We start from the raw sequence: 15,099 nt of genomic DNA, 5'->3' as shown, positions 1-15,099 counted from the left end.
CTGCGGTACAACATCGCGAGGGGCGGGAAGTTCCTAAAAGCATGATCCGGAAAGGTGCGAAGCGGCTTTCCGGAAAGATCATGCGCAACAACTATCACGATGACGATCCATCCGAATCTCATCGCGCTTTAGCTGATCGGACGATGTTGCGGCCTGAACAGCCGTCCCTTCTCGACCACCAGCACGATCGCCAGCGCGGCGAGGGTGGACAGGAAAAAGCCGATCGAGAACGGCAGCAGCGTGCCGTCGAAGCTCTGCCCGATCGCCATGCCGACCACGATCCCGATCAGCGTGGTGATCGAGCCGTACAGCGAGGAGGCGGTGCCTGCGATGTGGCCCTGCGGTTCCATCGCCAGCGCGGTGAAGTTGGCGACCATCATGCCGAACGAGAACATCATCAGGGCCGAGAGCACCATGAACAAGGCGAGCGGCAGCACGCTAAGGCTTTCCGTCAGCAGCATCACGCCGGCCACGGCCGTGTAGAGCGTCAGCGCGCCGTGCGAGATCACGCGCATGCCGAGCCGCCCGACCAGTCTTGCATTGAGGAATCCGGCGATGGCGACGCCGGCCGCGATCGCCGCGAAAGCAAGCGGGAAGTAGTGGCCGAGGTGATAGATGCCGGTGAAGATCTGTTGGGCGCAGAAGACGTAGGCGAACAGTGCGCCCATCACGCTGCCGGCAGCCGTGGCATAGCCGATGGTCTGGCGATGGGTCACGGTCTGCCGGTACGCGGAGAGCACGTCGGCGGGCGCCAGCGATCGGCGCTCCGACCGGGGGAGAGTTTCAGGCAGCCGCAGCACGCACCATGCGAGCGCGAGCAGGCCGTACAGCATCAGCACGACGAAGATGCCGCGCCACGCCGTCACCAGCAGCACCGCCTGTCCGAACGAGGGGGCGACCACCGGCACCGCGATGAACACCATCATGGCAAGCGACATCACGCTCGCCATGCGGCGGCCGACATAGCAATCGCGCACGATCGAGGTCGCGATCACGCGCGTCGCCGCGGTGCCGAGCCCCTGGAGCGCGCGCGCCAGCAGCAGCGTCTCGAACGAGGGCGCGGCGACCGCCAGCACGCTCGCCACCGCATAGACCGCCATGCCGCCGAGCAGCACCGGTCGGCGCCCAAAGCGGTCCGACAGGGGACCCATGACGAACTGACCGGCGCCGAAGCCGATCAGGAAGATCGACAGCACCAGTTGCAGATGGTTCTCGACGGGAATCTTGAAGGCGGCGCCGATATTGGGCAGCGCCGGCAGCATCATGTCCATCGCGAGCGGATTCAGCGCCATGATGGACGCGATCACGATGACGAATTCCGGAAAACCCATTGGGCGGTGTCCCGAGGACACCCAACCGTCGGCATTGACGTCGGACAAGAAGCTTACCTCTGCAATCGAGCCACTTATCTAGCTTCGATGCTGCGTCGCACAACCCATGTTTCGGGATGGCTGGCAGGCGGGGCAGGAGAGGTCAAGATCAGGTGAGGGCCCGTCGCCGGCCGGATGGTCGTCCTCGACCGCATCGCCGCGCACATCGAAACGTTTTCCGAAGCCGCGTCAGCGGACGGCTGGGGCCGGCAACCAGGGATTCACCATAGGACGCGCCCGGCACGCCGGGGAGATGAATCGGCAACCCGTCCTGTCCATTGTGGTCGGACCGGCTGCCGCAACGGCGCCGCGAGAAGCCAAACAGGGTATCGCCCGTGTCCGACATATCAGGTGCAGCACGATGGTTGGCGCCTGCGGCCAAGGCTGCCGGGCGCAACGTCTGGCTTGCCGGCGTGGTCACGCTGACCGCGCTGCTGGTGCTCGGTAATCTCGCCAACGATGCCTCGCTCGACCTGCCGTATGGCTGGGACGTCCGGGTCAATTGCGCGGCCGTCGATGCGCATGCCGACGGGCTCGATCCCTACTTCGTCAAGAACCTGAAGGGCACCACCTATTCTTATCCCTATCTGCCGGTGACGCTGGACGTCTTCCGTCCGCTCTGCGCGGGCGGCGTTCTGCTCGATCATTACAGAAGCATCTTTCTCGTTCTCGCCATGCTCTGCGCGCTGCTTTTGCCCGGCTTTGGAACGCGTGCCAGCGCGCGCGATGCTGGCTTGAAGGTGCTCTGCGCGCTCGGCGCGTTCGTCGGTTTCGAATTCGTGGTGGCGTCGGGGAATTTTGCGCTGCTGAGCGGAGTGCTGACCGCGATCGCGCTGAAGCTCCTGCTACGCCCGCTCGCATCCGAACAGAATTCGAACTTTTCCTCGCGCCTCGCCGGTGCTGCGGTGCTCGGCCTCGTGACCTCGTTCAAGCTGGTGTTCGTCCCGGTGCTGGCGGCGCTCTATTTCCTGCCGCTGCCGCGTGGCCGCAAGCTGGCCTTGATCGCGGTGGCCGCCTTCGCCTTCGCGTTGCCGGTCGCGCTGTCGCGCTTGCTGTATCCCGATCTGTTCGCGAGCTGGCTGCTCGCGATCGCAGGCCAAATTCCCGGCCAGCACGCCGTCGGTCTCGTCGAGACCAATCCGTCGCTGTTGCTGCTGGCGCGTGACCTCATGGCCCAGGCCGGCTTCGGTGGCGGCAAGCCGGCGATGCTGGCGGCCTATGCGTTCGCGGCACTCGCGCTCGTGCTCGTACCGTTCGCGCTGTCCGTCCTGCGCGCGGCCGCGAGCGGATCGGTGCGGGGAGGAGCATCGCTGCTGACGCAGCTCGATCGCTGGCTGATGGATCACCCGCGCACGGCCATGCGCATCACGGTGCTTGCCATGTTCGCGCTCTATCTCAGCTCGCCGCGTCTGAAGGAATATGCCTTCTTCGAGCTCGCGCTTCTTGCCGCGATCCTCATCGTCGATCTTCCGCCCCTGGCGCTCGCCGCCAGTCTCGGCATCGGCCTCGCCTTCCCGGCACTGATCTCGCTACTGGGCGCGCCGATCGAGGGCACCTTCATCCTCCTCGTCACCGCGCTGATCTGCTTCTGGATCGTGCTGCTCGATTTCCGCGCAGAGCCAAAGCGACTCGAGCAAGGGTGATACAAGCTAGTGGTGCGGGCAGCCAACCGGCACAGCGCTTGCGCACCGAGGGATTTCGCCGTCAGCAGACGGCGTTTGCGTCCGACAACCAAGGCAACATTCCGTTTCAAGCGGAATGTAGGAGCTAGTCGGTTTTGTTCTCGACAAGGACCTGAATCACGCCCGCAAGAGGCGCTTCGTCGCCATCGAAGGCAGTGATCATTGCATTGAGAAAGGCGTAGGGATCAAGGTCCTTAAGATCAATCGGATGCCCAGCTCGGTCCGCCAGCAGCAGGAAGAACGACAGCTGTGCGCGACCATTGCCTTCGCGAAAAGCGTGGATGACGTTGAGTTCGGATAGGAAATGGGCCGCCTTTTCTGCGAATGCCTCCGGCTCAAGGCCGGCCAGAAATTTGTCCTGCTTCAGCTGTGCGAACAGTAGCTTCGCCTGGTCTTCGATGTTCTCGGGAAAGCAGAATGGGTTTCCGCCTTTTGACATGCGAACGGTCCGAATCTTGCCAGCCCAGTCGTACACATCCTGGAAAAGGTGTTCGTGCACTGCCTTGAAATGCGCGAATCGAGTTTGCCGGCCGGAAGTTCCTCATCGGCCCGGGCATCGCTCACTTCCGCTTCGAAGGAATGAAGCTCCTCAGGGTTTCTGAGATCGAGCTTGTTCTTTAGAACTGTTGTGCCGGGATAACAGTAGTCGTCAGCGACGGCGTCGTACATCAGGCTAGGGCTTGCGGCAGGCCTTGATGATGGCCTTCCTGCGCTCTTCGGGCGTGCGTGCCTTGCTCGCCGTGATAGCAGAGCTGCCCTTCATCTCGGCCGAATAAACGATCCCTTCCACGGAGCTGATCTTCCTGAAGCGTGCGCTGCCGATCACAAAACCGGAGCCCTTGCCCTTCTTGGAGGATGATTTCTTGGTTGTCATACGCAAACCATAGCACAGATCGGGCCGACTCGCCCGAGGCATTGAACATCAATGCGAAGCGGCAGTGGCCCTTTTGGCGTACTTGCAAGGAAGTGGTGCGGGCAGCCGGGGTCGAACCGGCACAGCGCTTGCGCACCGAGGGATTTTAAGTCCCTTGCGTCTACCAATTCCGCCATGCCCGCTTGATCCAACGAGATCAAACACTTAAGTCCGTTCCGGCGGTCTGGAATTGGCGCGTTCGCCGGAGGGACGGTTCTTCCTTAAGCGAGCCGGGGGCACAAGGCAAAGCCTCAATCCGGACATCTGTTGCTGCTTTAGGCATTCTCAATCCACGGGGGCTATTCATCCGGCATGGCTGCTTCGTTTTCCTTTTCGCTGCGCGGCGTTGGCGCGCTGTTCGCGCTGCTTGCGGCTGGCCTCGCGCTGTCCGGCTGCGCCGGCGTGAGCGAGACGATCGCACCGGCCTTTGCCGATCCCGCCAAATACGAATTGTACGATTGCAAGCAGCTTGAGACCGAGCGCAAGGACCTCGCCAAGCGCACCGCCGATTTGCAGCGGCTGATGGAGAAGGCCGAGACCGGGGCGGGCGGTGCCGTCGTGTCCGAGCTCGCTTACCGCAACGACTATGTCGCCGTGCGCGGGCAGGCCCAATTGGCCGAGGACGCTTGGCGCCGCAACAGATGCCGGGAGACGCCGCCCGAGGCGCCGCCGCCTCCGGCATCGCCCGCGGCCAGCGCCAAATCCGGCAAAGCGGCCCGCTGAGGCATGCTGCCGGCGCCGCTCCGCATCAGGGCCGCCAGCCGTAGATCCAATCCTGTCGCGCCAGCATGCGCTGCGGGCCGAGCGCGCGGATCGCAACATCGCGTGCGAGCGCGAGCGGCCCGCTGAGATGATAGATGCGGCCCTGCTGCCGCGCGGTCCGCTGCACCCGCCGTACCCGCGCCTGGCGGGCACGGCCGTATTGCGTCAGCGCGGCGGCAACCGCTTTGCTGCCCTCGGCGGCTTCCAGGCTCAAATGCCGGGCGAGCACGGCGGCATCCTCGATCGCCATGCCGGCCCCTTGCGCTGCGAACGGCAGCATCGCGTGCACGGCATCGCCGAGCAGCGCCACCGAACCCTTGCTCCAGGGGCATCCCTCGGGAACGCCGAACAGCGCCCATTTGCGCCAGCTGTCGACCGCGGCGAGCAGCATCCGCGCCGCCGGCGGCCAGCGCGGGCCGGCAAAGGCGTCCATCACCTCGCTGACATCGCCGGGCGTGCTCCAGCCCGGCCGGTTCCAGGTGCCGGGCAGCACCGCGACCACGTTGATCTGGCGTCCGCCCGCAATGGGATAGGCGACCAGATGGGCGTTCGGTCCCATCCAGAGCTGCACCCGGCGCGCGGTATAGTCCTTCGGCAATTGCGTGGCATCGAGCGTGCCGCGCCAGGCGATCAGGTCGGAAAAGCGCGGCTGCACCTCAGGAAACAGATGCTGGCGCACCGTCGACCAGATGCCGTCGGCGCCGATCAGTGCGCTGGCGAGATCGCTGCGGCGGATCGTGCCGCTGCGATGGACCACGGTCAGGCCCTTGGCGTGAGGCGCGACGTCCTCGAAGGTCGCGCCCAGCTTCAGGTCGATGTCGGGATGGTCGGCGACGGCGCCGGCGAGGGCCGCTTGCAGGTCGGCACGGTGCACCACCCAATAGGGCGCTCCGGCGCGCAGCGAGGCGGCTTCGCCGAGCGGCATGCGCAGCAGCTCGCCGCCGGCGCGCGCGCTCATGATCGAGAGCGCTTCGGGGGTGACGGCGCGCAGTTTGAGGCGTTCGGTGAGGCCGAGCTCGACCAGCACGCGGCTGGCATTGGGCGAGAGCTGCAGGCCGGCGCCGACCTCCTCGAGGCGTTCGGCCTTCTCCAGCACGACGATGCGGAAGCCGCGGGCGGCGAGCGCGAGCGCGGCCGTCAGGCCGCCAATGCCGGCACCGGCGATGACAATCGTTCGGGAGAGCGCCACCCCTTAACCGATGGACGCGGTCAGGCCACCTTGTCCTTCAGCACACATTCCGGCGGGCGGGCTTCGCCCGGCTTCAGGTCGGCCGCGAAGCGGTACAGCGTCGAGCAATAGGGGCAGATGATCTCGTTGTCGTTGCCGAGGTCGAGGAAGACGTGCGGATGGTCGAACGGAGGATTGGCGCCCACGCACATGAACTCTTGCGAACCAATCTCGATGACGGGAACACCGGCATCGTTATGGAAGTGCGGGACGACATGGTCGGACATCGAAGTTCATCCTGGAGTGGCAATGGCGGCAGATACAATCACGAACCGACGCGGCATCTTTGAGGCGCTGCGGACCATACTGGCGGGTACAGGTGATTGCTAGTCCAGCGGAACCGAAAAGCTTCGCAAGCGCCCCATGCTCATTTGCTCATGCAAATTCGACACAATCTTGCGGCCTGAGAGAAGCCCTTCTTTCGTCGGGGACGTTGTGTCGCAATTTTGGCATACTATCTCTGTGGTTGCGTGAAACCGGGACGAAAGACGTAGTGTTCCGCGCAAGCGATCTCAGGGCATCCGGGCTTTTCCACATGAAGTGGCTGCGAATCAGTACGGCGTTGGCGGGAATGGCCGTGTGCGGGTTCGTGCTCGCGCAGGTGGCGCCGCATGCCCGCGAGGCCGGCGCGATCCTGGCCGCCCAGGATGATCCGGTCGCGCTCTCCGAGCTGAAGCTCGATGCACTACTCCGGCACAACGACCGCCTGGTTCAGGACAATATCGAGGCCGCGCTCGCCTCCGGCGACGCCGATCTCGCCGACAGTTTCGTCACGCTGGCGCGCGAGCGCAACATCGCGCTTCCCGACGACCTCCTGAGCCGCGTCAATGACGCCGTGAAAGCGGAGAATTCCACCGCGCATTTCGCCAAGCGCTTCGCCACCGGTCTCGTCACCGGCAACGCGGACGATGTCGCGAGCCTGTCCGGGACCGTGGCCGGCGATCTCTTCGTGTTCGGCGACATCAGGGACGTGGTGCGCGAGGGCAAGCACCTCGCCATGGGCGAGGACACCGACCGCCTCGTACTCTCCCTTGCGGCGGTCGGCCTTGCGGTGACGGCGGCGACCTATGTCTCCGTCGGCGGTGCCGCGCCGGTGCGCGCCGGACTGACGCTGGTGAAGGATGCGCGCAAGCTCGGACGGCTCGGCGAGGGGCTCGCCGCGTGGGCCGGTCGGTCCGCGCGCGAGGTCGTCGACGCGCCGATGCTGCGGAACGCGGTGGCATCGGGCTCGGTGCTGCGCCCTGGCCAGACCGTGAGCGCGATCAAGGCCGCGTTCCGGGCCGAGAAGGCCGGTGCGCTGGTCCGGCTCGGCAAGGACGTCACGCGCGTCGCCGGAAAGACCGGCACGCGCGGGGCCATGGATACGCTCCGCATCGCCGAGGGTCCCAAGGACGTCGCGCGCGCTGTGCGGCTTGCGGAAGCGCAAGGCGGCAAGACGCGCGCGATCATCAAGCTGCTCGGCCGCGGCGCGCTGCTGCTCGTCGGCGGCGCGTTCGATCTGGCGATGTGGTTGTTCGGCGCGGTCGTGACGCTGTTCGGCCTGCTCTCCTCCATCAAGGCGACGACCGAGCGCCTGACCCAGGCCTGGTGCGATCGCAGGCGGGCGCGGCGGCTGCGCCGCGCGCAGATGGCGGCCGACGCTGCTTTGGCTAACGCGGCCGCGACGGCCTGAGGCGCGATCCGCTTCGGGCTATTGTTTGAGCATGATGTTGCCGGAAAACCGCTGCACACTTTGCCGGATCGTGCTCTAACATCGCGTCATTCCCCTCAAAACCTCACGGAACTGCTGATGCCGAGCTTTCACAACGGCGCCGTTGAAATTGCCTATCTAGACGAAGGCGAGGGCGATCCGATCATCCTGGTGCACGGCTTTGCCTCCAGCAAGAACGTGAACTGGGTCTATCCGACCTGGGTGTCGGAACTGCGCAAGAACGGACGCCGCGTCATCGCGCTCGACAATCGCGGCCACGGCGAGAGCGCAAAGCTCTACGAGCCCGCGCAATATTCTATACCCGTGATGGCCGGCGATGTGCTCGCGCTGATGGATCAACTCGCCATCCCGCAGGCCGACATCATGGGCTATTCGATGGGCGGGCGGATGACGGCCTGGCTCGCCCTCAACGAGCCGCAGCGCCTGCGCTCGGCGATCCTTGGCGGCATCGGCATCGGCGGCCTGATCGAGGGCACCGGTCCCGGCGAGAACGTTGCCAAAGCGCTGGAGGCGCCCGCGCTGGACGACGTCACCGATCCCGTCGGCCGCACGTTTCGCGCGTTCGCCGACCAGACCCGCTCCGACCGCCGCGCGCTCGCCGCGTGCCTGCGCGGCACGCGCGATCTCATGACGAGGCAGCAGGCCGCGCGCATCGAGGTGCCGGTGCTGATCGCTGTCGGCAGCGCCGACGACGTCGCAGGAAGCGCCAGCGCGCTCGGCGCCATCATCCCCGGCGCGGAAGTGCTCGACATTCCGAACCGCGACCACATGCGCGCGGTCGGCGACAAGGTTTACAAGACCGGCGTGCTCGACTTCCTTTCACGCCGCGGCTGAGTCGGCAAATCCCTAGGACCTTTAGCTCAGTTTCTCAGCGCCTCAATTTGGGTGACGACCGCTGCTTCACACCGCCTTGTCGCTGAACCGTGCGGGAAGCGTGTTGAGGAACGACATGACGCGCTGTGTGCGCAGGGGCGGGCGGCGGCCCGAGGTGCGCAGCATCCATAGGGGTTCCCCAGGCGCGCGCCAGGGCGCCAGCACCTCGACCAGCCGGCCGGCGCGAAGGTCTTCGCCAACGAGCCACGCCGGCCCCCAGCCGACACCGAACCCATTCGTCAACAAAGCCAGCGAAGCGTGCGCGTCGTCGCAAATGTGCTTGGGTTTGGGCGTGATGCGAATGGGTCCTTTGCCGCGCGGGTCGGCGAAGCGCCAGGTCAGGATCTGACCGCTTGCGGGATTGCGGAAGCCGACGTGGTCGTGCGCGGAGAGCTCGAAGGGAGTGGCCGGCGCGCCGCGCGCTTTCAGATAGGCGGGCGAGGCGCAAGCGATCCAGGAGAACGTGCAAAGCCGCCGCGCCTGATGGCCGGGCGCGCGGTCGAGGGGCCCTGTGCGGATCGCGATGTCGACGCCTTCCGCCGCGAGATCGAGAATCTCGTTGCGGAACTTGACCTCGATCTCGATTTCCGGCCGTTCCCGCAGGAACGCGGGCAGTCGCGGCAGTATGCAGGCGCGCGCGAACGAGGCGGGGGCGGTCACGCGCACCCGTCCGCCATCGTCGCGCGCGACTTCGCCGAGGGCGGATTGGACACGGGCGAGACTTTCGACCAACGCGCGTCCCGCCGTCATCAGCCTGTCGCCCTCTTCGGTCAGCGCCAATGAATGGGTGGAGCGATGCAAAAGCCGCAATCCGTGAGCCTGTTCGAAGCGGGCGACCGCCTTGGACATCGCCGAGGTGGTCGTACCCGCCCGCCGCGCGGCTTCGGCGAAGGAGCCTGCCTCGACGACGCGGACGAAGGCGAGCAGGCGCGAGAGATCGGGAGGCAAAGTCGTTGTGGACATAAAGTCCACATAGCCATGGCTAGGCGGTCACTACAAGACCCATTCGAGAACGGCTACTCAGGGAGTGTCAGCCGCATTCTGCGGCGCTCGAAACGCGGGAAGTCCCATGAACCTCGTCGAAATCACGCTGCAAGCCCTCGACGCCGCCGAGCGCGCAATCCCACCCGGCCAGCCGGTTTATATGCTCAATCTGCTGCGCTACCGCGCGCAGGCGCGCTACGAGGACGGCTTCGACGCCACGCCGTGCACGGGCCGCGAAGCCTTTCACGAACGCTACAGGCCGGCATTCCGGCGTCTTGCAGCCGGTAAGCCGCTCGCGCCGATGTTTTCCGGCCCGGTCCTGACGAGCCTCGTCGGCGCGCCGGGCGAACGCTGGGACGAAGCGGCCATCAATGAATACGGTGATTTCGCCACCTTCCGCTCGATCGTGGACACCGAGACCTATCGGCGCGAAGTCGCGCCGCATCGGCACGCGGCACTCGAGGAATTCCGGCTGTTCGCGCTGGCCAAGGCGATGTGAAATGACGGCATTACGGTCATCTCGAAAGACGAGGCGCGTGCTCAGGCCGTCCGAAAAGTCATAGGCGATAGCCCTGCGCTAGCGGGAGAGGGGCGTATCTCGTTGTCGCGATCGAACCAAAGTTCATTCCGCTTTGGTATCATCGCCCCAACGCCGCGCCAGCGCCATCAGCACCACGAACGTCGCGACCCACACCATGCGCGCACCGTAGCGGTCGTGGGGCCCTGAGATCACGCCGCAGATGAAGGCGTTGCCGAGCAGGGCCAGCGTCACGGTCGCCGCCAGCAGCGTCAGATCGTCCAGCCGGCGCCTCACGAGCGCATGGCCGAGCAGCGCCAGCAGCGCCAGCATCGAGGCCAGCGCGACCGGGACATGCAGCCAGTTCACGACATCGAAATTGACGCCCCAGTTCTGCTGCCGCGCCGCGCGCATCGGCGCGGCCTGTGCGGGGATATAGCGCTCGATGATGCCGCGGGTGTGCGGGATCCAGCCGTTGGTGCCTTCGCCGGTCGCCACGTGCAGCAATTGCTGTCCCATCGCGCGGAGCGCCGCGCCGGCCTGCCAGGCCGGATAATCCTTCAGCGACTGCACGACGATGGTGCCCATCTCCTCATTCATGCCTGCGAAACGGCCGAGCGTGTTGAACACGCTCTTGCCCCACAGGAATTCGTCGGCGCTCGCCGGCAGCTCGTTGCGGTAGGGACAAAGCTTGTAACGTTCGCGCGGGCAACGGTCGTTGAGATATTGCGCGACGATGCCGTCCTGCATCATGCGGCCGAAGGCGACGCCGTAGCCGCCGGGCGTCCAGGCCAGCTTGCCGGACAGCGCGTAATTCGCCGAGACCAGCATCAGGCCGCCTGCAACGATGGTGAGGCTCGCCTGCGCCAATCCCGCAATGGGCAGCCGTTTGCCCACGAACGGCCGCGCCATCCAACCCGCTGCGCAAAGTCCGAGCAGCACGCCGAGCGTGGCGCTGTGCGTTGCCGCGGCAAAGGCGGTGAAGACGAACAGCGCGATCTTCTCGAGCGTCGAGGTCCGGTTTGCGCCGACCACCAGGAGGAACAGCGACAGCACCGCGAGCCCGGCAAAGATGTCGGTGAGCAGCATGCTCGCAAGCCAGGGCAGCGCGGTCGACAGCATCAGGGAGAGGCTGATCGCGACGAAGCGGAAGGTCTGCATCAAGCCCAACACGCGAAGCGTGAGCTGCAGCAGCCATAGCGTCGCCAGCGACTGGATCGCGAGATTGATCCAGAAGCCGAAACCCTCGCCATAGTGCAAATAGAGGCCGAACACCGTGGAGCGGCTGGGGACGAGATAGCCCTCGTACCAGCGCGCGAGATAGCCGCCGGTATCCCATTGCAACAGCGGATAGCCGTTCCAGACCGCCGGCGCGATCATCAGGAGGGGCAGGGCCACCGCCGCCAGCCGCAGCCAAAATGAGCCCGCGGCGCGCGCGCGCAGTTGATCGGTGGTGATGGTCAAATCGGCACTGCCCCCAGTTCGGATCATGCCCGCAATAACGGTTGGGGGCGAATTCACCAATAGTTTGACGCGGCCCGCCTTGAATTTGGCGGAACTCTGACCACCTTGAGCCAACCTTGCCGCTCGGGCGTCAGAAGAAAGTCTTGTTTATCAATGCTTTGGCTTGCTCTCCGGGGCAAGGCACTGTTCACTCTCAGGCAAGCCCGTCAGGACTTAGTCGCCTAGACTGTGCTATAGAGCCAACAAAATCAGCCAATTCGAAAGAGCAGATCCCATGGCAGTGCATCAGGTCAATCCGGGAGGAAAGCTCGCATCGCTCGATCCGATCTGGGACCGGATCCGCAGCGAAGCGGAGGACATCGTCCGCCGCGAGCCGGAGCTTGCGACCTTCATCTATTCGGCGGTGCTGCATCACGGCCGGCTGGAGGATTCGGTGGTCCACCGCGTCGCCGACCGGCTCGATCATTCCGCGCTGTCGGGCGACCTCGTGCGCCAGGCCTATATCGAGGCGCTGCGCGACGACCCCGATCTCGGCAACGCCTTCCGCGCCGACCTCGTCGCCGTCTACGATCGCGATCCCGCGACCTCGCGCTTCATCGATCCCTTGCTCTACTTCAAGGGCTTTCATGCCATCCAGACCCATCGCCTCGCGCACTGGCTCTATCTGAAGGGCCGCAAGGATTTCGCCTATTACCTTCAGAGCCGGTCGTCGGCGGTGTTCCAGACCGACATCAATCCCGCCGCGCGCATCGGCCGCGGCATCTTCCTCGACCACGCCACCGGCTTCGTCTGCGGCGAGACGGCTGTGATCGAGGACGACGTCTCGATCCTGCACGGCGTCACGTTAGGGGGCACCGGCAAAGAGAACGAGGATCGTCACCCGAAGATTCGCCACGGCGTGCTGATCGGCGCCGGCGCAAAAATCCTTGGCAATATCGAGATCGGCCATTGCGCGCGCATCGCCGCCGGCTCGGTCGTGGTCAAGCCGGTGCCGCACAACGTCACGGTTGCGGGCGTTCCGGCCAAGATCGTCGGCGAAGCCGGCTGCGCCGAGCCGTCGCGCACCATGGACCAGATGATCAACGCGATGGGGCTCTGAGAAGGCCTTGATGCTGCGAAGGGCCGGATTTTCCGGCCCTTTTCGTTCCTAAATTCTTTGACAATTCGTGCTGGCGGTTCGCCGCATCTCGTCCTAAAACCCGCCGACCATTTTCGATCGGAGACTTGCCGTGGACGTCAAAGAAGTCAGAAAACTCGACGCATATTTGAAGCGCGTATTCGGCAATCCCAAGATCCGCGTCGTGCCGCGGCCGAAGAAGGACGATTCCGCCGAGGTCTATATCGGCGAGGAATTCATCGGCGTGCTCTTCGTCGACGACGAGGACGACGATCGCTCGTTCCAGTTCCAGATGGCGATCCTCGAGGACGACCTGGTCGATCAGGAATAATTGTTGTCATGCCGTCGTTGCGAGCGAAGCGGAGCCTTCGGTCGCGCGCGTGTCCCGGACGCACTGCAACGCTGCTTAGCGTTGCAGTGCAGAGCCGGAACCCAGAAGCCACACACCCCATCTCTCCGACATGGACCCCGGCTCAGCAGCGCACCGTCGAAGTGACGCTGCGCTGCGTCCGGGGCACGCATCGAGATCGAGGCGCGCGCTCTCCCCATCGTCATTGCGAGCGAAGCGAAGCAATCCAGGAATTCTTCCGCAGCAAGGAATCCTGGCACGCGCCTTCAATTGCAGACTTCGACGTTTATACTGTAGCCGCCGGTAGTGCTTTTTGATTCAAGGCGACAGCCTGACCGAACTGGACGACAGATTCCACTGGAACAGACCATTTGACCAGACGACTGCGGCTTCGCGGGTGCAGCTTCGGTTTGCTTGCGCTCCGTGTCTCGCTTTTGGGCATCTTCACGGGTCGCGATCGGCTTCTTGTCCTGCACCTTCTCGCATTGATTGTCGTCGTTGACGCGGAAGCCGGCGCGGCAGGTGATCTTCAAGCAAGTATCGCCGTCCGCCTTGAAGCCGTGATTGCACACCAGCGGGCAGACGCGCCCCGGCTTGGCCTTGATGACATCGAGCGCTTCGAAGCTCGCGAATTTGGCGTCGAACTTCGTGCCGGCATATTTGTTGAAGAGGGTGAGCGAACGCTGCGAGTTCGCATTCCAGTCGCCGTCCGCATTGCTCGCGAGGCATCCGACTCGACGGAGTTCTGACTGCACGAGTTTGGCCGTCTCCTGCGGCGACAGACTCGGCGCCGATTGAGCAGGGGCCAGGGCCGCGACCTTCTGCTCAGCGTCACGCTGAGCCTTCTCTTTGGCGGCTAGCTCAGCCGCTGCTTTTTCGCTGGCGATCCTCTCGGCCAGCGCCTTCTCGGCAGCCTGCTTGTCGGCCAGCGCCTTGGCGGCTGCTTCTGCGTCTTTCCTGCGCTGCTCGGCGGCGGCCGCCTTGGCCTCTTCGATCCGATTGGCCTTCTCCGCGGCGATCCGAGCATCTTCGGCAGCCTTGGCCGCTGCTGCGGCTTTCTCCTGCTCGGCCCTCTTGGCCCGTTCGGCGGCAAGCTTTGCCTTCTCCTCCTCGGCCGCCCGCGCCTTCTCCGCCGCTGCAGCGCGGGCGTCTTCGGCAGAAATCCGGTTGAGTTGAGCCTTGGCGAGATCGGTATAGAAGCCGCTGGGATAACGATTGAGGAACGCGGTCCAAACGTCGCGCGTGCCGAGCTGGAGCGCCAGTTCGTAGTCGCGCCGGATTTCGCTGTCAGGATTGGCTTGCGGGCCCGGCGCTGCGACCGGCTTCGCCGGAACCAGGGCCACGTCGTCGCCGCCGAGCGAGCCGTACACAAACGGCTCCTGCTTGTAGCCGGTATTCTTGAGCACGTCGTCGCGCACGAAGCCGAACGCCTTGCGCAGATCGAGCCCGGGCGTCGGCAGACGTTCGACGAGAGCCGCCGCGAACGGGCTGTTCTTGGAGTCGCCGTCGGACGCCGTCGAGCCCGCTTTCGCCGCGAACGCGATCATCGTATTCGGGCTGGTTGGCTCGACCTTGGCGAGGCCGCGGCCGATGGCACGCGAGGCGATGGTACGCTTCATCGTCTTGGCAAACGGGTTGTCGCGACAGGCATCGAGGATGATCAGGCGCAGCTGCTTTGCAGGTTCGACCGCGAACAGCGCGCGGTCCAGCGCGATCGTTTCGTCCAGCACGTCGCTGTCGGTCTCAAGCGTCGCGTCGGTCGGGATCAGGTAGTTGACGCCGTCCAGTTCAATGCCATGACCGGCGTAATAAACCACCGCGACCCCAGCATCCCGCGCCTTGCCGCCGAAGTCACGCAGCGCCCGGCGCATCTCCGAACCGTTGAGGTCGAGCTTGATGTCGACGGTATCGAACCCGGCCTTCCTGAACATGCCGCCGACCAGGGTGGCATCGTTCGCGGGGTTCGCCAGCCGCGCCACGTTCTTGTAGGCCGAGTTGCCCATCACCAGCGCGACGCGCTTCTCAGCCAGCGCCGGTCCGGCTCCGACCCAGCTCGCAACAATCAACAAAACAAACAGCCGAAGCCGCATTCCAGCCCCCGAATGCAATAGCGTCAGATTATTCGCAGC

Annotated in this window: 15 protein-coding genes and 1 tRNA gene; 7 read left to right on the top strand and 9 right to left on the bottom strand. The window is 65.0% G+C overall.

The features are described from left to right. Positions 1 to 128 precede the first annotated feature (128 nt). Entirely contained in the window at positions 129 to 1,379 is a 1,251-nt protein-coding gene (locus tag ACVWYQ_RS09410; RefSeq protein WP_404540093.1) for a multidrug effflux MFS transporter, read from the bottom strand. 326 nt (positions 1,380 to 1,705) lie between these two features. Here ACVWYQ_RS09410 and ACVWYQ_RS09405 point away from each other — a divergent pair, with 326 nt between their 5' ends. Then, positions 1,706 to 3,013, top strand: a complete 1,308-nt coding sequence (locus ACVWYQ_RS09405; protein ID WP_404540096.1) for a hypothetical protein — start codon at positions 1,706 to 1,708, stop codon at positions 3,011 to 3,013. Between the two features lie 124 nt (positions 3,014 to 3,137). Here the strand turns inward: ACVWYQ_RS09405 and ACVWYQ_RS09400 are convergent, their stop codons facing one another. The 3 genes from ACVWYQ_RS09400 to ACVWYQ_RS09390 form a co-directional block, all read right to left on the bottom strand. After that, on the bottom strand, positions 3,138 to 3,527 hold the full coding sequence (locus tag ACVWYQ_RS09400) for a Fic/DOC family protein (RefSeq protein ID WP_456727133.1): 390 nt from the start codon (positions 3,525 to 3,527) through the stop codon (positions 3,138 to 3,140). Between the two features lie 198 nt (positions 3,528 to 3,725). Continuing rightward, a complete protein-coding gene (locus ACVWYQ_RS09395; protein WP_456725588.1) occupies positions 3,726 to 3,926 on the bottom strand; it encodes a hypothetical protein in 201 nt (66 codons plus the stop codon). Between the two features lie 93 nt (positions 3,927 to 4,019). Further along, positions 4,020 to 4,108 (bottom strand) — tRNA-Leu (locus ACVWYQ_RS09390). A gap of 169 nt (positions 4,109 to 4,277) precedes the next feature. On the opposite strand from ACVWYQ_RS09390, the gene ACVWYQ_RS09385 reads away from it, so the two are divergent. Further along, complete coding sequence (locus ACVWYQ_RS09385; protein WP_157280657.1) at positions 4,278 to 4,688, top strand: twin-arginine translocation pathway signal; 411 nt, start codon at positions 4,278 to 4,280, stop codon at positions 4,686 to 4,688. A gap of 25 nt (positions 4,689 to 4,713) precedes the next feature. Here the strand turns inward: ACVWYQ_RS09385 and ACVWYQ_RS09380 are convergent, their stop codons facing one another. Together ACVWYQ_RS09380 and ACVWYQ_RS09375 are read right to left on the bottom strand one after the other, a co-directional pair. Further along, entirely contained in the window at positions 4,714 to 5,916 is a 1,203-nt protein-coding gene (locus ACVWYQ_RS09380) for an FAD-dependent monooxygenase (protein ID WP_404540103.1), read from the bottom strand. A 20-nt stretch (positions 5,917 to 5,936) separates the two neighbouring features. Next, complete coding sequence (locus ACVWYQ_RS09375) at positions 5,937 to 6,182, bottom strand: zinc-finger domain-containing protein (RefSeq protein WP_008562814.1); 246 nt, start codon at positions 6,180 to 6,182, stop codon at positions 5,937 to 5,939. Between the two features lie 308 nt (positions 6,183 to 6,490). On the opposite strand from ACVWYQ_RS09375, the gene ACVWYQ_RS09370 reads away from it, so the two are divergent. Then, complete coding sequence (locus ACVWYQ_RS09370; RefSeq protein ID WP_275503286.1) at positions 6,491 to 7,627, top strand: hypothetical protein; 1,137 nt, start codon at positions 6,491 to 6,493, stop codon at positions 7,625 to 7,627. A 117-nt stretch (positions 7,628 to 7,744) separates the two neighbouring features. Beyond that, the gene (locus tag ACVWYQ_RS09365) at positions 7,745 to 8,500 is read left to right on the top strand and encodes an alpha/beta fold hydrolase (protein WP_404540106.1); all 756 of its coding nucleotides are present in this window, start codon (positions 7,745 to 7,747) and stop codon (positions 8,498 to 8,500) included. A gap of 66 nt (positions 8,501 to 8,566) precedes the next feature. On the opposite strand, the gene ACVWYQ_RS09360 is transcribed toward ACVWYQ_RS09365, so the two are convergent. Further along, entirely contained in the window at positions 8,567 to 9,502 is a 936-nt protein-coding gene (locus tag ACVWYQ_RS09360; protein ID WP_404540109.1) for a LysR family transcriptional regulator, read from the bottom strand. Between the two features lie 106 nt (positions 9,503 to 9,608). Between ACVWYQ_RS09360 and ACVWYQ_RS09355 the strand changes: the two genes are divergently transcribed. Continuing rightward, positions 9,609 to 10,022, top strand: a complete 414-nt coding sequence (locus tag ACVWYQ_RS09355) for a hypothetical protein (protein WP_404540112.1) — start codon at positions 9,609 to 9,611, stop codon at positions 10,020 to 10,022. Between the two features lie 123 nt (positions 10,023 to 10,145). Here ACVWYQ_RS09355 and ACVWYQ_RS09350 read toward each other — a convergent pair whose 3' ends face one another. Next, positions 10,146 to 11,504: a hypothetical protein gene (locus ACVWYQ_RS09350; protein ID WP_404540115.1), complete on the bottom strand. Its 1,359-nt coding sequence runs from the start codon at positions 11,502 to 11,504 to the stop codon at positions 10,146 to 10,148. Positions 11,505 to 11,778: 274 nt separating this feature from the next. Between ACVWYQ_RS09350 and cysE the strand changes: the two genes are divergently transcribed. Further along, positions 11,779 to 12,603, top strand: coding sequence for a serine O-acetyltransferase (gene cysE, locus ACVWYQ_RS09345; RefSeq protein ID WP_145640657.1), 825 nt, complete (start codon positions 11,779 to 11,781; stop codon positions 12,601 to 12,603). Between the two features lie 130 nt (positions 12,604 to 12,733). After that, on the top strand, positions 12,734 to 12,952 hold the full coding sequence (locus tag ACVWYQ_RS09340; protein WP_007602550.1) for a DUF3126 family protein: 219 nt from the start codon (positions 12,734 to 12,736) through the stop codon (positions 12,950 to 12,952). A gap of 284 nt (positions 12,953 to 13,236) precedes the next feature. Here ACVWYQ_RS09340 and ACVWYQ_RS09335 read toward each other — a convergent pair whose 3' ends face one another. Then, the gene (locus ACVWYQ_RS09335; protein WP_456725587.1) at positions 13,237 to 15,060 is read right to left on the bottom strand and encodes a caspase family protein; all 1,824 of its coding nucleotides are present in this window, start codon (positions 15,058 to 15,060) and stop codon (positions 13,237 to 13,239) included. Between the last annotated feature and the right edge of the window lie 39 nt (positions 15,061 to 15,099).

It is taken from the genome of Bradyrhizobium sp. USDA 3397 (assembly GCF_054060965.1).
Note: the sequence above shows the minus strand (reverse complement) of the source record. Positions and strands in the feature narration are given on the sequence as shown.